This is a genomic window from Myroides profundi (assembly GCF_000833025.1).
Classification (GTDB): Bacteria; Bacteroidota; Bacteroidia; order Flavobacteriales; family Flavobacteriaceae; genus Flavobacterium; species Flavobacterium profundi_A.
Genome location: NZ_CP010817.1, coordinates 98,819 through 125,589 on the forward strand (window position 1 = coordinate 98,819; position 26,771 = coordinate 125,589).

At 34.9% G+C, this 26,771-nt stretch carries 21 protein-coding genes; 12 read left to right on the plus strand and 9 right to left on the minus strand.

Annotated elements, in window-relative coordinates:
* Nucleotides 1–134 precede the first annotated feature (134 nt).
* Nucleotides 135–1,199: an endonuclease/exonuclease/phosphatase family protein gene (locus MPR_RS00480; RefSeq protein WP_041888303.1), complete on the minus strand. Its 1,065-nt coding sequence runs from the start codon at nt 1,197–1,199 to the stop codon at nt 135–137.
* 134 nt (nt 1,200–1,333) lie between these two features.
* Between MPR_RS00480 and MPR_RS00485 the strand changes: the two genes are divergently transcribed.
* Together MPR_RS00485 and MPR_RS00490 are read left to right on the plus strand one after the other, a co-directional pair.
* Entirely contained in the window at nt 1,334–4,135 is a 2,802-nt protein-coding gene (locus tag MPR_RS00485) for a TonB-dependent receptor (protein ID WP_041888305.1), read from the plus strand.
* Nucleotides 4,136–4,146: 11 nt separating this feature from the next.
* Nucleotides 4,147–6,162 carry a DUF5689 domain-containing protein gene (locus MPR_RS00490; protein WP_052472612.1) on the plus strand — a complete coding sequence of 672 codons (2,016 nt, stop codon included), beginning with the start codon at nt 4,147–4,149 and terminating at the stop codon, nt 6,160–6,162.
* Nucleotides 6,163–6,263: 101 nt separating this feature from the next.
* Here MPR_RS00490 and MPR_RS00495 read toward each other — a convergent pair whose 3' ends face one another.
* Nucleotides 6,264–7,022, minus strand: coding sequence for a 5'-methylthioadenosine/adenosylhomocysteine nucleosidase (locus MPR_RS00495; protein WP_041888307.1), 759 nt, complete (start codon nt 7,020–7,022; stop codon nt 6,264–6,266).
* 503 nt (nt 7,023–7,525) lie between these two features.
* Here MPR_RS00495 and MPR_RS00500 point away from each other — a divergent pair.
* The 6 genes from MPR_RS00500 to MPR_RS00525 all read left to right on the plus strand — a co-directional run bounded on the left by MPR_RS00500 (nt 7,526) and on the right by MPR_RS00525 (nt 14,611).
* Nucleotides 7,526–9,133, plus strand: coding sequence for a PSP1 domain-containing protein (locus MPR_RS00500; protein WP_041888309.1), 1,608 nt, complete (start codon nt 7,526–7,528; stop codon nt 9,131–9,133).
* Nucleotides 9,120–9,614 carry a gliding motility lipoprotein GldH gene (locus MPR_RS00505; protein ID WP_041888310.1) on the plus strand — a complete coding sequence of 165 codons (495 nt, stop codon included), beginning with the start codon at nt 9,120–9,122 and terminating at the stop codon, nt 9,612–9,614. The genes MPR_RS00500 and MPR_RS00505 overlap by 14 nt, the downstream gene beginning before the upstream one ends.
* Nucleotides 9,615–9,647: 33 nt before the next feature.
* Nucleotides 9,648–11,963, plus strand: a complete 2,316-nt coding sequence (locus MPR_RS00510) for a transglycosylase domain-containing protein (protein WP_041888311.1) — start codon at nt 9,648–9,650, stop codon at nt 11,961–11,963.
* A gap of 69 nt (nt 11,964–12,032) precedes the next feature.
* A complete protein-coding gene (locus tag MPR_RS00515; RefSeq protein ID WP_016649966.1) occupies nt 12,033–12,734 on the plus strand; it encodes a CoA transferase subunit A in 702 nt (233 codons plus the stop codon).
* Nucleotides 12,735–12,754: 20 nt separating this feature from the next.
* Nucleotides 12,755–13,408: a CoA transferase subunit B gene (locus tag MPR_RS00520; RefSeq protein WP_006257823.1), complete on the plus strand. Its 654-nt coding sequence runs from the start codon at nt 12,755–12,757 to the stop codon at nt 13,406–13,408.
* A gap of 111 nt (nt 13,409–13,519) precedes the next feature.
* Nucleotides 13,520–14,611 (plus strand): AI-2E family transporter, encoded by a 1,092-nt coding sequence (locus MPR_RS00525; protein ID WP_041888314.1) that lies wholly within the window; start codon nt 13,520–13,522, stop codon nt 14,609–14,611.
* 53 nt (nt 14,612–14,664) lie between these two features.
* Here the strand turns inward: MPR_RS00525 and MPR_RS00530 are convergent, their stop codons facing one another.
* Together MPR_RS00530 and MPR_RS00535 are read right to left on the minus strand one after the other, a co-directional pair.
* A complete protein-coding gene (locus MPR_RS00530) occupies nt 14,665–15,504 on the minus strand; it encodes a universal stress protein (protein WP_041888315.1) in 840 nt (279 codons plus the stop codon).
* A 142-nt stretch (nt 15,505–15,646) separates the two neighbouring features.
* A complete protein-coding gene (locus tag MPR_RS00535; protein ID WP_041888317.1) occupies nt 15,647–16,438 on the minus strand; it encodes an NAD-dependent epimerase/dehydratase family protein in 792 nt (263 codons plus the stop codon).
* 98 nt (nt 16,439–16,536) lie between these two features.
* On the opposite strand from MPR_RS00535, the gene MPR_RS00540 reads away from it, so the two are divergent.
* A complete protein-coding gene (locus tag MPR_RS00540; protein ID WP_041888319.1) occupies nt 16,537–17,808 on the plus strand; it encodes an alkaline phosphatase family protein in 1,272 nt (423 codons plus the stop codon).
* A gap of 84 nt (nt 17,809–17,892) precedes the next feature.
* Here MPR_RS00540 and MPR_RS00545 read toward each other — a convergent pair whose 3' ends face one another.
* The 5 genes from MPR_RS00545 to MPR_RS00565 form a co-directional block, all read right to left on the minus strand.
* Nucleotides 17,893–18,687, minus strand: coding sequence for a porin family protein (locus MPR_RS00545; RefSeq protein WP_041888321.1), 795 nt, complete (start codon nt 18,685–18,687; stop codon nt 17,893–17,895).
* A 28-nt stretch (nt 18,688–18,715) separates the two neighbouring features.
* Nucleotides 18,716–19,855, minus strand: a complete 1,140-nt coding sequence (locus MPR_RS00550) for a PCMD domain-containing protein (RefSeq protein WP_041888323.1) — start codon at nt 19,853–19,855, stop codon at nt 18,716–18,718.
* 318 nt (nt 19,856–20,173) lie between these two features.
* On the minus strand, nt 20,174–20,962 hold the full coding sequence (locus MPR_RS00555; RefSeq protein ID WP_041888326.1) for a porin family protein: 789 nt from the start codon (nt 20,960–20,962) through the stop codon (nt 20,174–20,176).
* Between the two features lies 1 nt (nt 20,963).
* Nucleotides 20,964–22,058: a PCMD domain-containing protein gene (locus MPR_RS00560; protein ID WP_041888327.1), complete on the minus strand. Its 1,095-nt coding sequence runs from the start codon at nt 22,056–22,058 to the stop codon at nt 20,964–20,966.
* A gap of 254 nt (nt 22,059–22,312) precedes the next feature.
* Nucleotides 22,313–23,839, minus strand: a complete 1,527-nt coding sequence (locus MPR_RS00565; RefSeq protein ID WP_006257814.1) for a bifunctional GNAT family N-acetyltransferase/carbon-nitrogen hydrolase family protein — start codon at nt 23,837–23,839, stop codon at nt 22,313–22,315.
* Between the two features lie 162 nt (nt 23,840–24,001).
* Between MPR_RS00565 and MPR_RS00570 the strand changes: the two genes are divergently transcribed.
* From MPR_RS00570 to MPR_RS00580, 3 genes are all read left to right on the plus strand, one after another.
* Entirely contained in the window at nt 24,002–24,337 is a 336-nt protein-coding gene (locus MPR_RS00570; RefSeq protein WP_041888329.1) for a single-stranded DNA-binding protein, read from the plus strand.
* Between the two features lie 170 nt (nt 24,338–24,507).
* Entirely contained in the window at nt 24,508–25,227 is a 720-nt protein-coding gene (locus tag MPR_RS00575; RefSeq protein ID WP_041888331.1) for a response regulator transcription factor, read from the plus strand.
* Nucleotides 25,217–26,575: a HAMP domain-containing sensor histidine kinase gene (locus MPR_RS00580; RefSeq protein ID WP_041888332.1), complete on the plus strand. Its 1,359-nt coding sequence runs from the start codon at nt 25,217–25,219 to the stop codon at nt 26,573–26,575. Before MPR_RS00575 ends, MPR_RS00580 begins: the two co-directional genes overlap by 11 nt.
* Nucleotides 26,576–26,771 lie beyond the last annotated feature (196 nt).

Sequence of the window (26,771 nt, forward strand, 5' to 3'; positions counted from 1 at the left end):
TAGTTAGTTAGTTAGTTAGTTAGTTAGTTAGTTAGTTAGTTAGTTAGTTAGTTAGTTAGTTAGTTAGTTAGTTAGTTACAATAAAAAAGCCGTTTAAGATGTCTTAAACGGCTTTATACTTATATCAAGTAATCTTATTTTAATTCTCTAATTAGATAGATGTATACAGGGAAGTGGTCACTGAAACCAGGCTCTCCGTTAGTGTTTCTAAGCGGATAACCTTTGTACTGTCCTGTTGGTTGAACCATAAAAGGTTTTTTATAGATTCTTGCTTTCCAGTACGCCCATGATGAGTAATCATCTCTAACGTAAGGCTCGCTAATTACCATTTGGTCAAAAACATCCCATGCATCACGGTAAGCTAATGTCCCTAATCCATCTTTTGACATTTTTTCCATTGGATTAAAAAGACCCTGTGGAGTAAGTTCAGATTTTTTACCAGCTGTTTTTAGTACCTTTTTCATACTGTTGTTGTATGGACCGTCGTTCATATCTCCCATAGTGATTACTTTCGCATTTGGGTTGATAGTGTATAGTGAGTCGATGATCTTTTTGTTTAATGCAGCAGCGGCTTCACGTAATGGGCTACTTCTTTTCTCTCCACCCACTCTAGAAGGCCAGTGATTTACAATAAAGTGTACTTCTTCTCCATCTAGAAGACCTGTTACTAACAGTTGATCACGAGTATAGATACGAGTACCTTTTTCTCCTGTATGTCTGTCTACTTTATTCATATCGTAGATATAAAGAGGATGTGGAGTCGCATTAGTTACAGAGAAGTGTTTTTTCTGATATAGTAATCCTACATCAATACCACGTTTGTCAGGAGAGTCAAAGTGCGCTATACCATAATCTCCAGGCGCAAGTTGTGGGTCGCGTACTAAATCTTCTAGTACAGCTCTATTTTCAACTTCGGCAACACCTATTATTGCAGGCATTTTAGTGTTTTCGTCTGTACCAATCTGAGACATAACTTTCGCAAGATTGTGAATTTTCTTTTGGTACTTTTTAGATGTCCAAGCTTGTGCTCCTGTAGGAGTCCACTCTTCATCATAGATTTTGGGGTCTCTAATTGTATCAAACAAGTTCTCACAGTTGTAGAACGCAATTGTTTGAATCTCATACTTTTTCTCTTGTGCTTGTGCTCCCATTGAGATAAGCGCAAACAACAAAAAGATTCTTTGAAGTTTGATGTGCATGACTAGGTTAATTTAAGTAAAGAATTGTCTTATTTCTTTGACAAAAATAGCTAATATTATTATAATAACATACCTTTGTATTAGAAATAACCTTACGGTATTTCTTAACATAGCACTTTAATCATTTTTAATTTATGAAGAAACTTTTATTTAGTTTGTTCTTTGTGTTACAGGTAGTTATATCTTATGCGCAAGGAGTTCAGGAAATTAAAGGGAAAGTTGTGGATGGTGCCACTCAGATGCCAATGAATGCGGTATCTGTAAAAGTACAAGCTTCTACTACTTCCTCTTTAACAGACAATGAAGGGAGATTCACTTTAGAAAATGTTAAAACGGGTAACCATGATGTTGTAATCTCTTATGTGGGATATGTAACAAAACGTTTACCTGTAGAGGTAGGTGATGGCATCATCGACCTTGGTACAATTTCTTTAGACGAGGATTTCGCTTCTATTGCAAATTTAGGGCTTATTACACTTACGGAGAATGACCTAAGTGATGATGACTCTAGTAACGACACTTCATCAGGTTTGTTACAAGCTACTAAAGATCCTTTCCAACAAGCAGCAGCTTATAACTGGGGATCTGCATTCTACAGAATGCGTGGACTTGATAACGAGTATGGTAAGACAATGATCAATGGGGTAGTAATGAACAAAGTTCATGATGGTCGCCCACAATGGGGGAACTGGGGAGGTCTAAATGACGCTACTCGTAACCAAGTTTTCTCTTCAGGATCTACTCCTTCAGATTTCTCTTTTGGTGGAATCTTAGGAACACAAAACATTTCTACAAGAGCATCTCAAATCAGAAAAGGTGCTAAAGCAGGTTTCTCTGGATCTGATACTAATTACAACTGGAGACCTTACGCTATTTACTCTTCTGGTTTAGATAAGAATGGATGGGCATTTGCTTTATCTGCATCTTATAGAGGGGCAAAAGAAGGTAGGTTTGAAGGTACAAATTATGATGCATTATCATTATTCGCTGCTGTTGAGAAGAAATTTAATGATAATCACAGTTTAAACTTTACAGCTATTTATGCTCAAAATAAAAGAGCTAAAAACTCACCTATTACTCAAGAGCAAGCTGATTTAAAAGGGTATAAGTATAATTCTTACTGGGGATGGCAAAATGGAGATAAAAGAAATGGTCGTTACAAAGATGTTTCTGAACCAATCTTCCAATTGACACACTATTGGAAAATAGATGAATTAAATAACTTAACGACTACTGCTTCTTATCAATTTGGACATATTAAAAATAGTCGTTTAGGATACCAAGATAACTTAAATCCAGATCCTGCATACTATAGAGATATGCCTAGCTATGCACTTAATAATAGTGATAAAAATTCTTGGGAATGGCAACCTTTAAGAGAATTGGCTAAAGTAAAAGAAGCTCAATTTAAAGAAGGAGGTCAAGTTGATTGGGAAAAAATATATCGTTCAAATAGTAGATTTGAAGGAAGAAGTAAGACAATCTTGTACGAGGATGTACAAAAAGATCAAACATTTTCTTTTAACTCTAACTTAAAATCTATATTATCTGATCATGTTACTTTAGATGCTGGCTTTAATTATAGAAGAGTTAATTCTTCTTACTTTAAAGAGCTTGTAGATTTATTAGGAGGATCTTATTATAACGATATAGATACCTATTTAATAGGAGATAATTCTCAAAGTGACTTACATAATAGAGATAGAAAGGTTTATGAAGGAGATAAGTTTGGATATAATTATTCAGTTGACTCTAACATAATAGATGTATTTACACAGTTTAACTTTGATTATGATAAATTCGACTTCTATATAGCACAGAAGATAGGCTACACTTCATACGAGAGAGATGGAAAATATAGAAATGGTGTTTATCCAAATAATTCTTATGGTAAAGGTGGTTTAGTAGATTTTAATAACTTCGGATTTAAAGGAGGGGCTACTTACCATATTACAGGTCGCCATGCTTTAAATATGAATGTAGCATATTATAATCAAGCACCAACTATTAGAAACACTTTCTCTAATGCAAGGGTAAATAATTTGGTAACTAAAGATTTAACTAATGAAGATGTATTTAGCATTGATGGTAGTTATATCGTTAGAACACCTAAGTTAAAGGCTCGTGTTTCAGGATATTTATCTGAAATTAAAAATAGTACTCAAATCAACTTCTACTATGCTGATGGAGCAGGTATTATGAATGCTGATGGAGAATTGTTAACACAATCTGGAGGAGCATTTGTATCTGAAATTCTAACAGGTGTGAATAAACGTAATTTAGGTATTGAATTAGGTGCAGAGTATCAATTGACTCAAACATTGAAAGCTACAGCAGCTGCTGTAGTAGGTCAATCGTTCTACACTAATAATCCTAATATTAGATTGAATTCTGATAATGTAGCGAAGACTTTTGATTATGGAGAAGCTTATATGAAGAATTATAAAGTAGGTAATGGACCTCAGACTGCACTATCTTTAGGGTTAGAGTATAGAGATCCTGCTTATTGGTGGGTAGGAGCAAATATTAATTATATGGATAACTCATATACTAATATTTCAGCGCTTAGAAGAACAGATAACTTCGTAAAAGATCCATTAACTGGACAAACTTTACCAGGTGTTACAGATGATAAGTTAAGAAATATCTTAAAGCAAGAGAAATTAGCTGACTTTACTGTAGTAAATATAACAGGAGGTAAATCTTGGAGATTGCCTAATAGAAATTTAATCGGATTCTTTGCAAGTATCAATAATGTGTTCAATAGACATTATAAAACTGGTGGATTCGAACAAGCTAGAAATGCTAACTATAAACAAGAAGTTCTAAACAACGCTCAGTACTTTAATGAAGGTCACGGGTACAATACTTTTGGAAACAAGTATTGGTACGGTTATGGACGTAATTTCTTTGTAAATGTTTATTATAATTTCTAATAATAATACCTATGAAAACATTAATTAAATCAATATTATATTTTTCTTTTGCAGCTCTAGTTTTTACAGGGTGTGCAAAGAACGATGACTTCTCTATACCTACAATAGTAGATCCAGCAGCAGGTCTAAAAGAAACTAAATCTATAGAAGATATCTATAAATTTATAACTCCTACAATAGCTAAATATGAAGCAGATGATATCATTAAAGGTATTATTGTTTCTACTGATAAAGAACAAACTTTCTTTAAGGAAATTTACTTTGTAGATGAACAAAATAATAAAGCAGGTGTATTTAAACTAGATAAGTATTCAACTTTTGTTGATTATGAAATCGGATCGACTGTTTATATTAAATTGAAAGATACTTATGTTCAATTAAATAATGGAATTTTAAGTATCGGTGGACAAAATGGTAAATTTGTTGGTTATTTAGCTGATCCTATTTATAAAAAACACATTTTTGCTAGTAATAAAAACGTATTGTCTCTAAAAGAATTAGAGGAAAATTACTTAACTGAAGTTACGTTGAAAGAGGTAATTGAATCTAATGGAAAGGATCATTCATTCATTGGGAAATTAATACGTATTAAAGATGTACAGTTTGATAGTGAGGCTAGAGGTAAAACATTTGTAAGAAATGGAGAATCTGCTACATTTAATATTATTGAGTCTAGAGAAGCTGTTGTTAATCCTTTACAAGGTAAAATCGGCTTTAGAGTTGCTTCACAGAACAAAGTGTTTAGCAATAAAATAGTTGATAATAATAGTGGAACAATGACAGGGGTAATGACTATCTTTAATAAAGATTTTCAGTTTATTCCTCGTTTTACGTCTGATTTAAAGTTAGATCAAGATCCTTTTAAAGTTGAAGGAGGAACAGATCCTGAGGTTCCTGTAGACCCTAATATTAAAGTTGAGCCAGGTAAATATTTAGCTTTCCCAGGTGCAGATTTTAAAGATTGGAAAGCATTTGAAGGAGCAATGAATAAGTATGGACTTGAGTTTGCTGTACAGTCTAAAGGACAAGGATGGGCAAATAGTGATGCATTAGAACTTAAAGGTACTCCTGAAAAAACAGGATATACATTCACAATTGATGATGTTAAAGTACCTACAGGAGCTACTGAGCTTTCTTTCTTAATGAAGGGTACTGCTGACGCACGTTCATTATCTATTAACGTATTTCAAGCAGATGGTACATTCGTTGCTTATAATGTTGGAGCTGTTGTGGGTAGTAAGCGTGTTGAGAAATCAAAAATTAATACTGAAGAGCAATTTGTTAATAACTACGAAGGTGTTATTGATACTAAAGGTGAATGGGTTAAGATTATTCTTAACTTGAAAGGATTCAACTATAACACTACAGGTAAAGGTAATTTTATTGCGTTTAAACATGGTGGAGCTACTAAAACGATTGCAAGTAAATATGATTTAATTATAGATGAGATTCGTTTTGAAGATGGTACTCCTGCTGATGGAGGTACTGATCCAGTTGACCCAGTAGATCCTGAGGTTCCAGAAGTAGGGAATATCTTAAGTAGTTTTGATGTAGTTAATGGTCTTGAATGGATTAACAGTAAATATGCTGTTGTTGAAGCAGGTAAAGGTCTAGATGGTAAATCAAAAGGATTAGTAATCAATGGAGATAGAGACAAAGCTGATACTGCTTATCGCTTAAGTAACGTTAAAGTTCCTGCAGATACAAAGAAAATCACTTTAAAATTAAAAGGAACTTCTAAAGGGCGTTCTTTAGTGTTTAACGTGTTAGATAAAGAAGTTAAGAGCAACTTTTTTAGCTTGAAAGATGTTAAGAGTGATGTTACTTTAACTGGAGAAGGATCGAAAAATACTTATACAGGTAATATTGATACTAATAACAAATGGATTACAGTAACTTTAAATTTGCCTGCTGGTAATGTAAATAATACAAATGCTGGTAAATTCTTCGAAATAAGATTAGGTGGTAAAGAGAATAATGTTGATTCTAACTATGATTTAGTTATTGATGATATCGTTTTCGAATAATCTTTATTCAATATAATAACTTAAAAAGCTCGGCTATGCCGAGCTTTTTTTATGTTCTTTACTTAGAGTGTGTATTCTAGAATTATTGTTTTAGAATAGGTCTAAAACATCTTATTGATGATCTCTTGGCCATAAACAAGAGATACTTCTTCAACGAAAGATTGGAAGCTAAAACTTGCCTCTTCGTTTGCGTTATCTGAGATTGTACGTATCACAATAAAAGGTACTCCAAATTCAAAACAAACCTGTGCTACTGCAGCTCCTTCCATTTCTACACATAATACTTCTGGCAATTGTGACTGAAGATTGTTTTTTTGTTCAGACGTAGAGAAGAACTGATCCCCACTAGCTATTGTTCCATAATGAACAGTAGGTTTAGTAATATTAAATTTGGCTAATTCTGAAGGTGTGATTAATTGGTGTAGATTCTCTAACCCAAACATATTCTCTATATGCTCACAAGTTTCTTTTGACCACTCTTTATCAGTATCAAAATATGTTTTACCTAGTAGTGGTATTTCAAATTTGGGACGCAAAGGAGAAGCATCCACATCATATTGTACCAAATTCTTTGCTACGACTACATCACCTATTTTTACATTAGGGTGAATACCTCCAGCAACACCAATAAAAGCAATGCGATCTACTTTAAACTCTAATAAAAGTGTTGCTACAGTAGCAGCTGCAGCTACTTTACCAATTCGAGAGTAGACTACTACTACTTTTTGGTCATGGATATAACCTTCATAGTAAGTTCGATTACCTATTTTTCTTTCAGATTTATCTCTTAGTTGAGTGATAATTCCATTTACTTCTTGTGGAATTGCCCCTAATATACCTATTGTATTTGTTGAGTGCATAAGTTTCGTGCTATTTTGAGTAATCAAAATTACGAAAATTATATCCAACCTATTTTTGATAGTATTTGATGTTGTGTACTTTCTTCTCGAATGCATGTAGAATTCATGCAAAATCCTTGTTATAATTTACATCTACAGCAAGTATATAACCATAATTGTACTTGGATTGAGCATTGAAATAGAAATGCTCTTAAAGTTAGAAAGTAATTAATAGTGTATTTTAATGATAATATAATCATGTTTAGTTGTATTTCTTTTTATATCTTGTCATTTCGCGTATATAAAAACACCTATTTTTAAAACAAATTAGTATTAAAATATAAGATAAAATAAAGCGCTATACTAGGCTGTAGTCTATTTTAAATAAGATAATTAACGGAATGGGGATGTGAAAAAGTTGTAGAATAAAAAAATATTTAAGAGAGATGTAAAAATAGTATCTTTACAGCGAGTAAATAAATGCAATAATTCCCGTATGGGATTCAATATATAAAAATTATTAGATGGCTTGTACAAATTGTTCAACAGAAAAAGATAGTAGTGGACTCCCGAGGGGATGTCAGAATAAGGGGACGTGCGGAACAGACGGCTGTAATAAATTAGCAGTTTTTGATTGGTTGTCAAATATGGTTTATCCTAATGGCACCGAGATATATGATATAGTAGAGGTTCGTTTTAAGAACGGTAGAAAGGATTTTTATCGCTACCCAAAAGAGATTGCAATCTCTATGGGAGATATTGTAGCTACAGAATCTTCACCAGGACATGATATTGGTATTGTGTCATTAGTAGGAGAGTTAGTGAAGGTGCAGATGAAAAAGAAAAAAGCTGATCCAAATGGAGAGGTTTTAAAAATCTATCGCAAAGCAACTCAAAAAGATATTGATATATGGCAAGAGGCACGTAATAGAGAAGAGACCGTTAAAGTTAGAGCTCGTGAGATTGCTATAGCTTTAAAATTAGAGATGAAAATCTCTGATGTAGAGTTTCAAGGTGATGCTTCTAAGGCTACTTTTTATTACACAGCTAGTGAGCGTGTGGATTTCCGACAATTAATTAAGGATTTTGCACGTGAGTTTAGTATCCGTATTGAGATGAAGCAGGTTGGGTTTAGACAAGAAGCTGCTCGATTAGGAGGAGTTGGTTCTTGTGGACGTGAATTATGTTGTTCTACTTGGTTAACAGATTTTAGAAGTGTTAATACATCTGCAGCACGTTATCAACAGTTATCACTTAATCCGCAGAAGTTAGCAGGACAGTGTGGTAAGCTAAAGTGTTGTTTGAACTTTGAGTTAGATACCTATTTAGAAGCATTGAAAGATATGCCTGATTCTGATACAAAGCTAATGACAGTAAAAGGATTAGCGATATGTCAGAAGATAGATATATTCAAAGGACAAATGTGGTTTGCTTATATTAATAATTCTGCGAATTGGTATGTATTATCTACTGAGATGGTGAAAGAGATTCTTGCTTTGAATAGAAAAGATCAGAAAGGGCAGGAGCTAGAGAGCTATATGCTAGAAGTAGAATGTGAGGAGATAGACTTTAACAATGCGTCTGAACAAGATAGCGTTACTCGTTTTGACCAGCCAAAACGCAAGAAAAAACCTTCTAGAAATAACAAGAAGAAGGATGGACAGGCTAGAGAGGGGCAAGAAGCTCAAGCTCCGAATACATCTCGTGAGAAAACACCTAATGGGGAAGCACGTAATAATAAGCAACCTAAACAAGGTGAAAGAGAGCCTAGAGATAAGCAACAACCTCGTAATAGAAACAAGAATAGAGCAGAGGGGAATAAGGAGAGAGAAGGTGCAAATCTAGAGAAACAGAATACGGGAGAACAAAAAAATACTCGTAAAGAGGTAAAGGGGCCTAGAGAACAGAAAGGACCTAGAGAACCTAGAGAACCTAGAAATGAAAATAAGGGACCAAGAGAAGGTAAACCTCATTTTAAGGAAAAGAAGAAACCTGTAGAAGGAACTAATGAAGGAGGAACTGATGGTGAAGGGGTTGCTAAGGCAAAACAACACCATAAAGGAAACCGCCCAAATAGAAATAAACGATTTAAAAAAGATAATAATAGTGACAATTCTAATGCAGAGAATTAGTAGTTATTTATTGGTGTTAGGTGCTGTGATGCTTTCTGTTGTATCTTGTCAAAGAGATACGAATATGGTCTTTGACCAATATCAGAAGACTTCAGGTTCTTGGGATAGAACAGATGTAAAAACATTTGTGTATGACGTGCATGATACTGTACAGCGTCATAATCTTTATTTGAATATAAGAGTGAATAAGAGCTATCCTTATAGTAACTTATTTGTTATTTTTAAAACACATCAACCTAATTTAGATGTTGTAATAGACACTTTACAGTTCCAGATGGCTAATTCGGATGGAACATTATTAGGAAATGGTTTTTCTGATGTAAAGGAGAGCAAACTAGAATTGAAAGAAGGACTTGCTTTCCCTGTTAAAGGAAGCTATAAGTTTACGGTAGAGCAGGTTGTTCGTGAATTAGGAGAGGTAGAAGGAGTTCCTTCTTTAGAAGGAGTTTCTGAAGTAGGCTTCCGTATAGAAAAACAATAATAGAATAATAGATTTATAAGTATTATAGACTTTATGAGTTCAAGTAAAAACAAAAAAGGAGATAAGAAGCAACCAAAGAGTTTGCGAGGTTATTTAAAGACGTTTTGGATTCTGTTCTTAGGAATGGTTGCCGCAGTTATTTTCTTTTTCTTATGTGCATCTTGGGGAGTTTTTGGACAGATGCCAACCTTTGATGAGTTAGAGAACCCTGCGAGTAATGTAGCGACAGAGATTATCTCATCAGATGGTAAAACGATAGGTAAGTTTTATTTAGAAAACCGCGTTCCTGTTAAGTATGAAGATTTACCAGAGTATTTAGTTAATGCTTTAATATCTACTGAAGATGAGCGTTTTAAAGAGCATTCAGGTATAGACGCTCGTGGTACACTTAGAGCAATTACTTCTGTGGGAAGCAGTGGAGGAGCTAGTACCATCACACAGCAGTTAGCTAAATTATTGTTTCACGGAGAGGGATCTAGAAGTTTGCCTAAACGTATTACTCAGAAGGCAAAGGAATGGGTTATTGCTGTGAAACTAGAAAGACAGTATACGAAGGAAGAGATTCTTACGATGTATTTAAATAAAGCTGACTTCGTTAATAATGCAGTAGGTATCCGTTCTGCTACTCGTATTTATATGGGTAAAGAGCCTAAAGATCTTACTTTAGATGAGGCTGCTATGTTTGTGGGGATGTTACAGAATCCTGCTTATTTTAACCCTGTTCGCAGACCAGAGTTAGTACTTAAGAGACGTAATGTAGTGTTGCACCAGATGGCTCGTAATGGATTTATTTCTAAAGAAGAGAGTGTAAGATTACAAGAGTTACCATTAGCATTAAACTTTACTCCAGAAAGTCATAGAGAAGGTATTGCTACTTATTTCCGTGAGTATTTACGTGATTATATGCGCCGTTGGGTAAAAGAGAATCCTAAGAAAGACGGTACTACTTATGATATCTATCGAGATGGATTAAAGATATATGTGTCTATAGACTCTCGTATGCAGAAGTATGGTGAAGAAGCTGTAGAAGCACATATTGCTAACTTACAAGAAGAGTTCTTTATAGACCAAAAGAATAATAAAATGGCTCCATTTTATAAAATTAACCAACAAGAGGTTGATAATATTATGATGAGAGCAATGAAGACTTCAGAGCGTTGGAGACAGATGAAGGAGCAAGGGAAATCTGAAAGTGATATCATCAAATCATTTGATGTTAAAACAGAGATGAGAATCTTCTCTTGGAAAGGAGAGAGAGATACTGTAATGACTCCTAAGGACTCTATCCGTTATTATAAGCATTTCTTACAAGCGGGTATGATGGCAATGGAGCCTCAGACAGGACATATTAAAGCATGGGTAGGAGGTATAAATTATAAACACTTCCAGTATGACCACGTAGGACAAGGAGCGAGACAAGTAGGTTCTACATTTAAACCATTTGTATATGCTACAGCTATAGAGCAATTGCATTATTCTCCATGTGACTCTATTATAGATTCACCATTCACTATGCCTAAAGGTAGATATGGTATCTCAAGAGATTGGAGTCCTCAGAACTCGAACCGTTCCTATAGAGGTATTATGACTTTAAAACAAGCTTTAGCAGGATCTGTAAATACTATAACTGCTAAGCTAATGGATAAAGTAGGGCCTAAGGCAGTTGTGAATATGTGTAGAGATTTAGGTATCTCAGGAGATATTCCACAAAGTCCTGCGATTGCATTAGGAGCTGTTGATATTACTGTTAGTGATATGGTTGCTGCTTATAGTACATTTGCGAATCAAGGTATTTATGTGAAGCCTATCTTTATTACACGCATAGCTGATAAGAATGGAGTTATCTTATTCAATGCAATACCTGAGACGAAGGATGTAGTAAGTAAGGATGTAGCTTATGCTATTATTAAGTTATTAGAAGGAGTTACTGAGTCAGGATCAGGGGTAAGATTACGTACTACTTGGCAAGGTGCAGGTTATAAACGTGTAACAGGTCACCCTTATAAGTTTACTAATCCTATCGCTGGTAAAACAGGAACGAGTCAGAACAATAGTGATGGTTGGTTTATCGGTATGGTACCGAATTTAGCAACAGGAGTATGGGTTGGTAATGATGATAGAGCAGCTCACTTTAGAACGATGACTTATGGACAAGGAGCAACATTAGCATTACCTATCTGGGGTATATTCATGAATAAGTGTTATGCTGATAAGAGTTTAGAGGTAGCTAAGTCAGGCTTCCCTGTTCCAGAACACCTATCTATACGAGTAGATTGTACGAAAATTGTTCAACCAGAAACGGATGATGTTTCTGAAGGAGCACTAGACACAGAAGAATTTGATTTTTAATAATAGAAACGCCTTTTTTTAAAGGCGTTTTTTTTTGTATTTTAGGAACATATTACTAAACCAAATATTATGATCAATAAAAAGGTAGCTAATGTTCAAGAAGCTTTAGCAGATATACAGAATGACATGACTATCATGTTAGGAGGATTTGGCCTTTGTGGTATTCCTGAGAATAGCATAGCCGAATTGGTAAAGAAGAACGTAAGTGGTCTAACGTGTATTTCGAATAATGCAGGTGTAGATAATTTCGGCTTAGGATTGTTATTACAGAAGCGTCAGATAAAGAAGATGATCTCTTCTTATGTAGGAGAGAATGCAGAGTTTGAACGTCAGATGCTATCTGGAGAGTTAGAAGTAGAGCTTACTCCACAGGGTACTTTAGCAGAGAAGTGTAGAGCTGCTCAGATGGGTATTCCTGGTTTTTATACTCCAGCAGGTTATGGTACTGAGGTAGCAGAGGGTAAAGAGGTAAGAGAGTTTAAAGGTAAACCACATATATTAGAATTAGCTTTTGAAGCTGATTTTGCTATCGTAAAAGCATGGAAGGGCGATGAGGCAGGTAATTTAATTTTTAAAGGAACAGCACGTAACTTTAATGCCTGTATGGCAGGAGCAGCTAAGATAACTGTAGCAGAAGTGGAAGAATTAGTTCCAGCAGGTCAATTAGATCCGAATGAAATACATGTACCTGGGATATTCGTTAAGCGTATTTTCCAAGGAGAACAGTATGAGAAGAGAATTGAGCAACGCACAGTTCGCTCAAAGAATTAATCACCTTTTAAACTTAAGTTATGTTAGATAAAGTAGGAATTGCAAAACGTATAGCAAAAGAAGTTAAGGATGGCTTCTATGTAAATTTAGGAATAGGTATACCAACATTAGTTGCAAACTATGTACCTGAAGGTATGAATGTTGAGTTTCAGAGTGAGAATGGTATATTGGGTATGGGCCCTTTTCCGTATGAAGGAGAAGAGGATCCAGATTTAATTAATGCAGGTAAGCAAACAATTACAAGTTTACCAGGGGCATCTTTTTTTGATTCAGCTACTAGCTTTGGAATGATACGTGGACAACATGTAGATTTGACTATTCTAGGAGCTATGGAAGTATCAGAGCAAGGAGACATTGCAAACTGGAAGATTCCTGGTAAGATGGTAAAAGGTATGGGAGGAGCTATGGATTTAGTAGCTTCTGCAGAGAATATCATTGTGGCGATGATGCATGTGAATAAGGCTGGAGAGTCTAAGATATTAAAAGAATGTACATTACCTTTAACAGGAGTGAAGTGTGTGAAAAAGATAGTAACAGAGTTAGCTGTTATGGAAGTAACAGATCAAGGTATTAAACTGTTAGAAAGAGCACCAGGAGTATCTGTAGAAGACATTATAAAGGCTACTGAGGTTACTTTAATCATTGAGGGAGATATTCCTGAAATGACAATATAAAAATTCAATAGAAGAGCTCTTAGAGCTCTTTTTTTATTTCAGCTTCTTTATTTCTGAATACATATATGCTGATTAAGTCTGTAATTGTTTATTTTTATATAAAAAATGCACATGAATAAGTTTGTCCAATTCCCTTTGTATCTAAAGATAACCTGTGTTTTACTTAGCTTGGTTGTATTTAGTTATATCGCTATTTTGCTTGAGAACATATTTGTACCTATGTTTTTAGGTGTATTGGTAGCTTCTTTATTAGTTCCTTTTAGTGAGTTTTTAGAGAAGAAATTTAGATTTTCTAGAGCTATTGCATCTATAGTAGTTGTAGTCTTAGCTTTGCTTGTTTTGAGTGGTGTTCTATTGTTGATAGGAATGCAATTAACGCACTTACAAGATGATTGGCCAGCATTCCAACAACAGTTGTTAGAGGGAGTCTCTAATATCCAAGAATGGGTATATACCAAATTTGGTATTGCTAAGGAGAATCAAATGAATTACTTAGAATCTGCCGCATCTAATTCACTTAAGACAGGTACAGATATATTAGGCGCTGCTATGAGCTCTTTGTCTACTTTATTGATGTTTCTTGTATTCACGTTCTTGTATTCTGTGTTCCTATTGATCTATAGGGGGCATTTGGTACGCTTTGTATTAATGTTATTTCACAGTGACCACAAGGATAAAGTGTTAGATACGATACATGCGATCCAGAATATGGTGAAGAAGTATTTAGTAGGGCTAATGTTACAGATGATGATTATGACTACACTAGCATTTATCGCGTTTTTAATACTAGATATTAAGTATTCGTTTATGCTAGCATTGATTACAGGGGTACTGAATGTATTACCTTATATCGGTATTCTGATAGCTTTAATTATTACTATTCTAGTGACATTTGCTTCAGCTTCTGGAGCCAAGGTATTATTTGTATTAATTGCCTTTGTTGTTATCCATGCTATTGATGGTAATATTGTGATGCCTAAAATAGTTGGGTCTAAAGTTAAAGTCAATTCATTAGCCGTGATAGTAGGACTTATTTTAGGAGAGATGGCATGGGGAATATCAGGGATGTTATTAGCTATACCTACTTTAGCGATTATTAAGATTATATGTGATCGAGTAGAGAGTTTAAGACCTTGGGGTTATTTATTAGGAGAAGAGACCTATCCAGAAAAGATCAATATAGAAGAAGAAAATAAAGAATAGCTTTAATATAAAAGAGGTTAGCTAATGGCTAACCTCTTTTATATTAAAGCTATCTATTTCTTAGATTTATACACAAAGAAAGGAACTTTTAAGCGTTTAGCTAAGTGCTGTGTAACGCTCTTAGATAAGATATTCTCTATAAAAGTTTTGTTTCTTTTGATTGTCGCTACTAGATCTACAGGTTCATGTTCTATAAAGTCAAGTAGTGTCTTCTCTATATTTTCTGCATTGAAGATATGGAAACTTACAGGAGCATCTTTATACTTCTCTTTCCATTTATTATAAACTTCTTCACATGAGATACATCCTTTTGATTTAACATGTACTATTTTTAAATGTGCTTTATTAGTTTTGACACCTTGAATAATATCATCCAATGTAGCTTCTTCTTCCTCTTCGAAGCGTGAAGTAAAGATGATATTGTTTAGATCTCTAAAATGAGCTTCTTTAGGTATGCTTAGTACAGGAATATCTACTTTAGTAATCGTATTAATAGTATTAGAACCTAATAATTTCTTGTGAAAACTAGCATTAGCACCATCAGTACCCATTACTAGAAAATCAATATGATTCTCTTCAATAGCATTTAGTATTTCAGGAATAAGTAATCCCTCTTTTACTTTAAAGAATACAGGCACGTGTTCTAAGTTTAGTTCAGCTCTCATGTCTATAAGAGCAGGACTATTAGCATGTAATTGTTCTAGTTTTTCGAAGTCATTTTTCTTAATGACGTTTTCCACTAGATGTGGGCTAATCCCTCCTGATATAATAGGCGGATCATAAACATGTAATACATAGAGCTCGGCTTCTCTATAGTTAGCTAACTGCAATGCATATTTAAAAGCATTATTTGCAGTCTCAGAATAATCAGTTGGGAATAATATCTTTTTCATAATAGAAGACTTTCTTGTAGCATACAAGGTAGTAAAAAAAACGATGATAAATTATTTTTACATCAATAGAGTTTATGATACAATTCTATTGATTAACTAGGAATATCTAGGATATATGTTTGAATAATTATTCTTTTTTTACCTAAAATTTATATGATAAATCAGTGGTTACAGCTATCTTATTTCCACTGATTTTTTTGTAAAAATCGCTATTATTCTCTCCTAATGGAGGTAAAGTCAGACTGTGTTTAGTCGCCTCTTGTGTGTAATAATCTAGTCTGTTTTTATATTTAGGAGATACGATATTGTAGATATGGTTACCTGTGAATCCCTTTTCTATAATAGCAGTAGATAACGTGATGATATCATTAAGGTGAATCATATTGATAGGTAACTCAGGGTTCTCTAATATATTTCTTCTAACGATATAGTCTACAGGTTTTCTCTCTTCACTGAATAATCCTCCTAGACGTAAGATACAAGTGTTTATTCCTTCTTCATTTAATAGGACATCTTCTGCTTCTCTAATTTGTACTGCTGTAGGTTCATTAGAGAATAGTTGATTGTCTTCTGTGATTTCTTCTCTTTGTGGAGCATATACAGACACAGAACTCATCATGATGACATTCTTGATATTGTGTTTGCGAATATAAGGAAGAAGTTTTTTAAAATTCTCAGCGTATGTTGGTTGAGGCTCATCTCTGATAGGAGGGATAGTAATGATAAGAAGCTCAGCATTACCGATGAACGGATCTAAAAACTGAACATTATCTTCATATAGATTGATATGATAAGGCTTGATCTGATGTTCCTCTAAGATATTCATTTTGGCTAGAGTAGTGGTCGAGCCCTTGACGTGATATCCTTTTTCTATTAAATTTTCGGCTAATGGTGTACCTAACCATCCACTACCGAGTATGCTTATATGTTTCATATTAAGTGGTGTAATTTTTAAAATAGTTATAAAAATAAGAATTTACTTTGTAAGGATAAATTTATCTACGGATATTTGGTCTAGAAAAACAAAACAACATGAAGAAAATACTATTCCCCCTATTAACTTTCGGGTTGTGTTTGACAATGTCTAGCACTGTTTCTGCTCAAGAAGTACAAAAACAAATCGTAGTAGAAAATCGAGTAAACGATAGTAAACAAGTAGATAAACCTTATGTTATCTTAATCTCTATCGATGGTTTCCGTTACGATTATATCGAGAAGTTTGGAACTAAGTTTTTAGAGAAGTTCGGAAAAGAAGGTGTGAGAGCAGAGTCTATGCAACCATCTTATCCATCAGTTACTTTCCCTAACCATTATACAATAGCGACAGGACTATACCCTTCACACCATGGTTTAGTTGGGAACAATATGTATGACCCAAAGATTGAAGAGAGATACTCACTTAGAAATGCTAAAGCAGTACACGATCCAGCTTGGTATGGAGGTACACCATTATGGGTATTAGCAGAACAACAAGGAATGTTGAGTGCATGTTACTATTGGCCTGGATCTGAAGCACCTATTAAAGGAACTTTACCATCATATTACTATGCTTACTCTGAGAAGTTTGACATGGATGGACGTATTAATGAAGTAGTGAATTGGTTGACATTACCAGAAGAGAAAAGACCTCACTTCATTACCTTCTATTTACCAGAAGTAGATCATGCAGGTCATGGATTCGGACCAGATGCTGAAGAGACAAAAGAAGCAGCACATTATGCTGACCAATCTATAGAGAAACTTGTAGTAGCTGTAGATAAGTTAAACTTACCTGTGAACTATGTGATTGTCTCTGATCACGGAATGCTAGCACTTGACCAAGAAACGCTATTGAGCTTTCCTTTAAAGTTAAAAGGAGATGAGATGAAACTAGCGAGTAATGGTACTTATATAAGCGCTTTTATCAATGATAAGACTCAGATAGATAAATACTATAAGAAGATTAAAAAAGCGAGTAACCCTAAGCACATGAAAGTGTATAAGGCTGAAGATCTACCTAAAGAGTTCCATTTTAGCAAAGAGCATGATCGTTTTGGTAGAATTGGTGACATCGTTGTGACAGCAGAAGCTCCATACTATTTTACTAATAGAAAATTAGCAGGTAGTCACGGTTTTGACCCTATTGCTGTGAAAGAAATGCACGCTATATTCTTAGCTAAAGGACCACAGTTCCAATCAGGGAAGACCATAGGAACATTTGAGAATATTGATGTATATCCTGTTATCGCTAAAATACTTGGATTAGAGATTACAGAAGAAATAGATGGTACAGATAAAGTAGCTAAAGAAGTATTAGTAAAATAATCAGAATAATCTATTCTATTGAAATAAGAAAAGGCTTGTAGAAAACTCTACAAGCCTTTTTATTTGCGTTTTAAGACACTTCAATTAGAATTGGTACCCAAATCCTAAGTTTAAGTATATATTGTGCATAGAGAATGATATAGCGTCAAAATCACTATTTAATACTCCATTAAATCCATAAGATAATTCTCCTAGTAAAAAGAAGTGTTTATTCATCTTCCACTCAGCACCTACTTGAGTACCCCATTGGAATTTACGTACTTCATCAGAGAAGTCATAAGGTGCACTACTGTCATCTTCGAATGTAAGTTTAGGCCCATTAGGGGTATTTTGTCGCAAATAACCATTAGTTACATACCCATCAAATGTTTTGTCAATTAAAGCTGAGAAGTATAAACCTCCATAGATATTCCAGTTATCATTGATAGAGTACACCACATTTACAGGAACTGTTAGATAAGTATTTCTTACCTTCGTTTTTACATCTCCTGTGAAGTAACCTCTTACTTTAGAGTTGTCTTGTATAATCTCAGTTAGATATTCTTTTACATTGGCTTTAGTTGTCATTCCTTTACCTTCAAAGCGAAGACCTAAACGAACTCCCCATTGTTTGTCATCAGTTAACCATTTCGTAGCATTAGCTTCTAATCCTAACTGTAGACCTGGGTTATAACTATTGATTTTTCTTATTTCTTTTGGAAGACCTAGAGGAGAAGAACCGCCTATACTAAAGTGTGCTCTTACTTGGTAATCCATATTTTCTGTAAAGAATTTTTCAAAAGAATTTTTGTCTGATGCTTTTGATACTTCTTGATTTTGTGCAGAACCAGCAGTCAGTACTCCTAATGATAATACTAACGTATATAATATTTTTTTCATTGTCTCTTAATTATGTATTGTGCTAATATTATTTGTCATAGTTAAGTTTAACTTCATCAATGTAAAGTGTACTTCCTACGGCTCCATTAAATCTATCTCCTTCAACGCTTGATGAAAATACGATTGTTATCATATAGTTGTTTTCTGGATCAAAAGTTTTACCTGGTAATACTGTAAATGGTATTTCAAAGCTAGTCCAATCGTTTGCTTCTAATCTTTGCTTATCACTTAATCTTGCCATAGCTACCATTCTTGGATCTTGGAAACTATGATTTCCTCCTAAATATTCTTTGCTAGAATCAGAACCTTTTTCAAAGATAATAGCATAAGCATCCCATCCGTCTTTTGTATAGTTTGATCCATCAGTACTATTGACTTTAAAATTCTCACCTGCTTTGTACTTATAATATCCTGTTAGAGATACTGGCATGTTAAGTTTCTGTCCATAAGGGATACCAAACTTAGTAGAGTTTATAGGAGGGAAAGTAAAATCAAATACCCCTAAATATAGGTTTCCTGCAGCAAGAGGAGTCTTCATCATATTACCAAGAGGTCCAGTACTTCTAGTTACCATTTTTACTCCTTTACCTTTGTATCCATCATTAATAGAGAAAGTTGGGTATACTTCTGGAGATAATTCTTGGTCGTCTTCTAGTAGTGTTTCTGCTAACATATTGTAACCTAGGTTACCACTAGCCCAGTCGTATTTTTCTTCTCCTGTAGGTAATTTTTCATAGAACTCATGATAGATTCCTTCTGGTCCATCTGTGATTTCAGTCTTTACATTTTCAAAGCTATATTCACTGATAAAAGTATTGTTAATAAAACTAACATTATAAACTTTCTTAAAAAGACCATCACTTGATGTAATAGTGTATTTTACAGCACCATTAGAGAAGTCTTGAGTAGTTCCGTTTGCAGGTTCTATTGTTGCTCCTTCAGTTAGTTTAAAAGTTGGTGCAAATGTTTTTTTCTTAATATCTGAATGTAGAAGGAAGAACACTTTGTTGTTTGTGATAGTTGGATTCATAGATAGATATTCCTCTGCACCTTCTATAGTTGCTTTTAGAATATCTGTCTCTCTACCAATCGCCTCATCTTTTATACAAGACGAGAATGTGATCCCTATGGTTGTCAGTAGGGCGAATAATAAGTAGTTTATTCTCATAAGTATTGTATTATTTTGTTATATAATTTTGCTGTTCGTTATTTAATGATAATTTAATATTTAAGTAATCATCAAGTAATAAACGAACATGCAAAGATAAGGATTATCACCCCAATAGCCGTTTCCTTCAAATACGTTAAGGATATGAGAACAACTGTCTTTTTTGATATTAATATAGTCAATTCATTTTTTTGTAGTCTTAAAGTTTGCCTATTCATTGAGAAAACGAAAGACACTATGAGAATATTTCAAATGGTTTTTAAATAATAAAAGGCCAATCTATACGATTGACCTTCATAGTTTAATGTTTTTTTAACGTTAGAACGTATACCCAAAACCGAGATTTAAGTAAATATTATACATTTTAAAGGAGATAGCATCAAAGTCTTTTTTGAATACACCATTCAATCCCCAGTTTAGATCTGAGAATATGCGGAAATGTGTATTTAGCTTGTATTCACCTCCTAATTGTATACCGTATTGAAACCTGTTAAGGTCTTCTGAGAAGTCATAGTCTCCTTTAGCATCTCCTTCGAATTCTACAGGTGTACCGATGGGGGTACCTTCTCTTAATACTCCATCATACACATATCCTGTAAAGTCCTTGTCTATTAAGCCTGATAGATACAGTCCTCCATAGGCATTCCAGTTCTCAGACGCATTATAGGCTACTAATACAGGGAAGGTGATATAAGAGTTTTTCATAGTAGTCTTTACGTTTCCTGTGAAGTACCCTTTGGTTTGCTTTCCATCACCACCATCTATCTGAGTATAATAGTTCTTTACACGAGCATCTGTTTTCATACCTCTACCTTCCATGCGCAGTCCTGTACGGATTCCCCATTTGTGGTCATTGCTCAACCATTTAGTGACGTTTAACTCTAGTCCTAATTGCAGCGTAGGGTTATAGCTATTGATCTCTCGTATCTCAGCAGGCATACTGAGTGGAGTACTTCCTCCTATGCTGAATTGTCCTCTTAGTTGATATTCTATATTTTCCTTAAAGAAAGCTTTAAATCCTGTTGTGTCTTTAGTTTGAGCGAAAGACACTGTGTTTATTCCTATCAATAGGATTAAACAAATACTATATCTCTGTAGTAATCCCATCTTATTCCTTATTATCTTTTTCATAAACTAACTCTATCTCGTCTACTAGTAGTGTACTGCCTACTGCGCCCTTAAAGTCCGCTCCATCTATACTAGATGTCATCACGATAGCGAGTATATAATCTTTCTGTGGATCATAGGTCTTACCAGGTACTAGCACAAACGGGACATTAAACTCCGTCCACAAGTTCGTCTCTATTCTATCTTTAGCTTCTATTCTAGCGATAGCTACATTTCTAGGGTCTTTAAAAGCGTGATCACCTGCTAGGAAGTTGTTTTTCTTTTGTGTTTCAAATAAGATTGCATAGATATCAAAAGTGTCTTTTGCACCAGGTATCTCGTTATAGTTACTGTCTGTCACGACCTTACCAGCAGTGTATTTAAACGAACCTCTTAGACTACTAGGCAGCTCACCTGTATATGGCAGCCCAAACTTGGTAGACTTAATAGGAAACAGAGGGTTGAGTTTAAAAGTACCTAGGAATAAGTTACCTGCAGCTATAGGGTTACCTGCTATCTGTCCCGTTTTTGAAGTATAGACCGTCTGCATCTTTACAGACAGACCACCTCTTCTACCAGGTGCTATCGTAGTAGGGTATCCTTCTGGTGGCGTGTTTCCTGCTACAGTAGAGTAGCCATCATTACCACTATCCCAGTCGTATATTTTATCTCCATTAGAGCCTATTTCGTAGAATCTATAGTATCTGTTTTTATTTGTAAGTTCTGCATTGTTAAAGGTGTATAATGTACTTAGCTCATCACTCGTGAAGCTAACGATATACTTCTTTTTCCAATTTTGATCTTGTGCTGTTACGATAACTTCCTGACTATTTCTGAAGTCCCTTGTTGTACCATTAGGAGGATCCATAGTAGCATTAGGCGAGATGATAAAGAAAGGTGTTTGTTTTTCTAAATCAACATTCGCTTTTACTCTAAATTCTACAGACGTATTTGTGATAATAGGATCTGTCTTTAGATACTCAGAAGGAATATATGCCTCTAGAATGTCTGCATTCGTATCTAGTTCCTCATCCTTGATACATGATGAGAAGATTAGTGGAGTTAGCAGTAAGAAGGCTTTAATGTACTGATTCATATAAGTCTTTTTTATTGGGATAACAATATTCTTGCCACAGTTGGTTTTAGTATGATGTCTTCTTCATTTAGATGCCCTATATCCTCTGTCATAATCGAGATAAAAATAAAAATATTGTTCTGATTATTTATCTAAAAGATGATTTTTTAGTTAGTATTTATACCTGTTTTAATGTGATGATTATTAGGTTTTTGCATAATAAAAAAAGGGATGACTATTCAGATCATCCCTTAGTTAGTATATATTGGATTGTATTATTTCAGAGCTCTAGTTTGATATAGATCCGTACGTCTATCTTTTTTGATACGTACACTACCGTGCTCGTGTAGTTCTTTCAGTAAGTCTACATCCACATCTACGATAAGTGTCATCTCTGTATTAGGTGTTGCTTCTGCTTTCACCCCATTTGTAGGGAAGGCAAAGTCAGATGGAGTAAGTACAGCTGCCTGAGCGAACTGAATATCCATATTATTCACCTTCGGTAGGTTACCCACACATCCAGCTATCGCTACATAACACTCATTCTCGATCGCTCTAGCAGCAGCACAGTTTCTCACACGAGTATATCCATTCTGCGTATCTGTAAGGAATGGAACGAATAAAATATCCATCCCTTGATCTGCTAGTAATCTAGACAATTCTGGGAACTCCACATCATAACATATCATGATACCGATCTTACCACAGTCAGTATCGAAGGTCTGTATCTTAGATCCTCCTCTCATACCCCAGTAGTGTACTTCGTTAGGAGTGATATGGATCTTAGAATACATCTCGTAAGTACCATCTCGCTTACATAAGAATCCTACGTTATATAAGATACCATCTACTAAGTACGGCATACTTCCTGTGATGATATTGATATTATAAGAGATAGCGAACTCCTGAAACTTCTTGCGTATAGAGTCAGTATATCTTGCTAATTCACGTATTGCATCTGCCTCAGATAAGTGGTTATAGTCAGCCATAAGTGGTGCTGTAAACAACTCTGGGAACATAGCGAAGTCACTCTCATAGTCAGATACCGCATTGATAAAGAATTCTGCCTGATCGAAGAACTCTTGTAGGTCGTTTAGCGGTCTCATCTGCCACTGTATCAGCCCTAGTCTGATCACACTTTTTTTAGCATTGATCAGCTGTACATCTTTCTCATAGTAGATATTATTCCACTCTAGAAGCACTGCATATTCTTTAGAGCTCGTGTCTCCCTCTAGGTAATTGCGCATTAGGCGTACCATGTGGAAGTCGTTAGCCATCTGGAATGACATGACTGGATCGTGTATTTCTTTTGTTTTTACTTTTTCTAGATATTGCTTAGGTGTTAGTTCATCAGCATATTTAGAATATTTAGGGATACGCCCTGCGAATACGATAGACTTCAGATTTAACTGTTCACACATTTCTTTACGCGCATCATATAACCTTCTTCCTAATCTAAGTCCTCTATACTTAGGATGGATGAATACGTCTATCCCGTATAGTACATTTCCTTCCGGATTATGCGTGCTAAAGGTAGAATATCCTGTAATCTGCTCATAGGTATGTGCAGACATTGCCTGTTTTTCATCAATAATAAGTGACAAAGCTGACCCTACTACAACACCATCTACTAAAACGACAAGCTGTCCTTCTGGAAATACTTCTAATAATTGTTCGATTTCATCTTTGTTCCAGTACGAATCTTCTAGCCCTTGGTATGATTCGAGCATTGATTTTTTTAGCTCTAAATAATCGTCAATTAATAAATTTCTTAATTCTACTTTATTGATAGTAGTCTCCATAATGAATTTTTTTGTTTGCAATTTACGAATAAAAGAAAACAAAGTAAATGAGAAGTTTGGTTAAATATTCAAATAAGTGTTAAAAAACGGGGCTATTTTTGATATTGTTTCTATTGAACAAAGCTATATGTAATAAAATATTAACCATTAAAAAAAACAGTTATGAGTTCAATAAAAAACAAAGTGCAATTAATTGGCAGAGTTGGACAAGATCCAGAAGTGAAAACGTATGAATCAAATAAAAAGCGTGCTACTTTCTCACTTGCGATAAACGATGTGTATTATAACGATGCAGGAGAACGAGTAGAATCGTGTAATTGGCATAATATTACAGTCTGGGGGAAGCTAGCCGACATTGTTGAAAAGTTTGTTAATAAAGGAAAAGAAATTGCTGTCGAAGGTAAGTTAGTTAATCGTAGCTTTGAAGATAAAGATGGTAATCAGCGCTATGTTACCGAAATTGCTGTTTCAGAATTAGTTTTTCTAGGCAGTAAGTAAAGTTTTATTATTTCTGTTGTCGCTCAATATTCGCAAGAATTTTGAGCGACTTTTTTTGGTGTTAATCCTTTGCAGATAGCTCTTAGAATGGAATTGAGCAACTATTTAGTACAGTGTTATTTAACTTTATAATTAAAGTCTTACATCTCATTTTTTAAAAAAGCCTTACCTTGCTACAGGATAATTTAAGTAGTAATACAGTGGATAAAATATTAGTTATCGAAGATGATATTCGCGTAGCAGAATTACTTCAGCGCAGTCTAGAGGAACAAAACTTTGAAGTAGATGTCGCTTATGACGGATACTTAGGGAAGAAACTTGCCTTGCAGAAACCGTATGCACTAATCATAACAGACGTAATCTTACCTAAAGTCAATGGTATCGATCTGTGTAAGGAGATAAAGGCTACCTTACCTCATATCCCTATCATTATGCTTACAGCACTAGGTACCACAGATGATAAGGTAGAGGGATTCGATGCAGGGGCAGATGATTATTTAGTCAAGCCATTTGAGTTAAGAGAACTTTATGTACGCATACGTGCATTGCTTAAGCGCTTCGAACATATACAGTCTACTGACGCTCATCTTTTAAAATATGCAGATTTAGAATTAGACCTAAACGAAAAGGTATTTAAGAGAAACGGACAAGAGATACATCTGACTCCTAAAGAGTTTAACCTACTGCAGTATATGATGGAGAATCCTGAGCGTGTACTATCTAGAACAGAAATTTCTGAGAAAGTATGGGATACACACTTCGATACAGGAACTAACTTTATCGATGTATACATCAACTATCTGCGCAAAAAGATAGAAATAGACCCTTCTAAGAAAGTGATTCATACCAAATCTGGTATGGGATTTATACTAAAGAGTAATGAGAATTAAGACTAGACTTACCTTATTGTTTACGTTACTAGTGGCATCTATATTATTAGTATTTGCTGTAGTAGTGTATTGGTCGTCGTCTAAGAATAGGGAAGTGGAGTTCTTCGAAGAGTTAGAGAAGGAAGCCATCACTAAGGCTAAGCTATATCTAGAGACAGAGGTAAAGTCATCTACACTACATAAGATATACCGATATAATAATGAAGTTATCAATGAGGTACAGGTAGCTGTATATGATTTTGACTTTAATCTATTATACCACGATGCAGAAGAGATCGATAGTGTCAAGGAGACTAAAGAGATGATCGATCAGATCGCTTCACAGGGGCGTGTACACCTATTCCAAGATGACTGGCAGGTGATCGGTATAGTGTATAACAGTGGAGGTAAAGACTATGTAATCACAGCCATTGCTCTAGATCAGTACGGATATACGAAGCTGCACAATCTCTTTCTGACCATACTTGTGTTGAGCATTGTGTCCTTGATTGTTATTTTCTTTGTGGGAAGCTTCTTTGCAGAGCGTGTTCTACGTCCATTGAAGCTAATGAATGAAGAGATTAATAATATCACGGCTACTAATCTAGATTTGCGCGTGAGTACTGAGGCTAATCAGGATGAGCTGAGCCGATTAGGGAATACATTTAATACGATGCTAGACCGACTAGAACAGTCTTTTGATTCACAGAAGCAGTTCGTGTCGAATATCTCACATGAGCTACGCACTCCATTAGCAGCAGTGATAGCAGAGTTAGAGTTATCACTTTCTAAAGAACAAGACACCGCTAGCTATATCAGAACAATAGAGAATGCTTTATCAGATGCGAAGAAATTGGTACGATTATCAAATAGTTTACTAGACTTTGCGAAGGCGAGTTATGATCCTACCGAGATTGTATTCAAGCCTACTAGAATAGATGAGGTGATATTAGATGCCTGTCAGAAGATACAGAGAGGTAATGCTGGATACACCTTCAGCTTTATGATAGATGAAGAGATAGACAGCGAAGAGCTAGTGACAGTACGAGCAAACCCTTACTTATTGGAAGTAGCGATTATTAACTTGCTAGAGAATGCGTGTAAGTACTCCGATAATCATCACGGTAAGGTGAGTATTTCTAATCTGAATAATGCCGTAGTGATCAAGATAGCAGATGAAGGATTAGGGATGAGTGCAGAGGATCTAGACGGGATTTTTAAACCATTCTTTAGAGGTGAGAACGGAAAGCACTTAGACGGAAATGGTATTGGACTCTCATTAACCAAGAAAGTTATTGACTTACATAAAGGTACTATTACAGTCATTTCAGAAATAAATAAAGGTACAGAGTTTACGATAACCTTATAGTACAACCAAATAATAGCAGAAAGCACTCCTAGTAGGGGTGCTTTTTTTTGTGGCGTTGTTTCTCCTTATGATTAGCTATTAGAAGGTGTTCTAACCCTGTTGAATGTCTTTTTTTTCCTTTTTCGGTAGGGGTGGTCGGCATGTGGTCGGCTAGTGATGGGCATTTGGTCGGCTTATAAGTACCAAAAATAGCCTA

What these genes read in the sequence shown, in the direction of transcription:
- MPR_RS00525 (WP_041888314.1), top strand. Translation starts at nt 13,520, where the DNA reads ATGAATAAGTTTGTCCAATTCCCTTTGTATCTAAAGATAACCTGTGTT.
- MPR_RS00550 (WP_041888323.1), bottom strand. Translation starts at nt 19,855, where the DNA reads ATGAGAATAAACTACTTATTATTCGCCCTACTGACAACCATAGGGATC.
- MPR_RS00530 (WP_041888315.1), bottom strand. Translation starts at nt 15,504, where the DNA reads ATGAAAAAGATATTATTCCCAACTGATTATTCTGAGACTGCAAATAAT.
- MPR_RS00535 (WP_041888317.1), bottom strand. Translation starts at nt 16,438, where the DNA reads ATGAAACATATAAGCATACTCGGTAGTGGATGGTTAGGTACACCATTA.
- MPR_RS00580 (WP_041888332.1), top strand. Translation starts at nt 25,217, where the DNA reads ATGAGAATTAAGACTAGACTTACCTTATTGTTTACGTTACTAGTGGCA.
- MPR_RS00565 (WP_006257814.1), bottom strand. Translation starts at nt 23,839, where the DNA reads ATGGAGACTACTATCAATAAAGTAGAATTAAGAAATTTATTAATTGAC.
- MPR_RS00500 (WP_041888309.1), top strand. Translation starts at nt 7,526, where the DNA reads ATGGCTTGTACAAATTGTTCAACAGAAAAAGATAGTAGTGGACTCCCG.
- MPR_RS00545 (WP_041888321.1), bottom strand. Translation starts at nt 18,687, where the DNA reads ATGAAAAAAATATTATATACGTTAGTATTATCATTAGGAGTACTGACT.
- MPR_RS00560 (WP_041888327.1), bottom strand. Translation starts at nt 22,058, where the DNA reads ATGAATCAGTACATTAAAGCCTTCTTACTGCTAACTCCACTAATCTTC.
- MPR_RS00490 (WP_052472612.1), top strand. Translation starts at nt 4,147, where the DNA reads ATGAAAACATTAATTAAATCAATATTATATTTTTCTTTTGCAGCTCTA.
- MPR_RS00485 (WP_041888305.1), top strand. Translation starts at nt 1,334, where the DNA reads ATGAAGAAACTTTTATTTAGTTTGTTCTTTGTGTTACAGGTAGTTATA.
- MPR_RS00570 (WP_041888329.1), top strand. Translation starts at nt 24,002, where the DNA reads ATGAGTTCAATAAAAAACAAAGTGCAATTAATTGGCAGAGTTGGACAA.
- MPR_RS00505 (WP_041888310.1), top strand. Translation starts at nt 9,120, where the DNA reads ATGCAGAGAATTAGTAGTTATTTATTGGTGTTAGGTGCTGTGATGCTT.
- MPR_RS00495 (WP_041888307.1), bottom strand. Translation starts at nt 7,022, where the DNA reads ATGCACTCAACAAATACAATAGGTATATTAGGGGCAATTCCACAAGAA.
- MPR_RS00480 (WP_041888303.1), bottom strand. Translation starts at nt 1,199, where the DNA reads ATGCACATCAAACTTCAAAGAATCTTTTTGTTGTTTGCGCTTATCTCA.
- MPR_RS00510 (WP_041888311.1), top strand. Translation starts at nt 9,648, where the DNA reads ATGAGTTCAAGTAAAAACAAAAAAGGAGATAAGAAGCAACCAAAGAGT.
- MPR_RS00520 (WP_006257823.1), top strand. Translation starts at nt 12,755, where the DNA reads ATGTTAGATAAAGTAGGAATTGCAAAACGTATAGCAAAAGAAGTTAAG.
- MPR_RS00555 (WP_041888326.1), bottom strand. Translation starts at nt 20,962, where the DNA reads ATGGGATTACTACAGAGATATAGTATTTGTTTAATCCTATTGATAGGA.
- MPR_RS00515 (WP_016649966.1), top strand. Translation starts at nt 12,033, where the DNA reads ATGATCAATAAAAAGGTAGCTAATGTTCAAGAAGCTTTAGCAGATATA.
- MPR_RS00540 (WP_041888319.1), top strand. Translation starts at nt 16,537, where the DNA reads ATGAAGAAAATACTATTCCCCCTATTAACTTTCGGGTTGTGTTTGACA.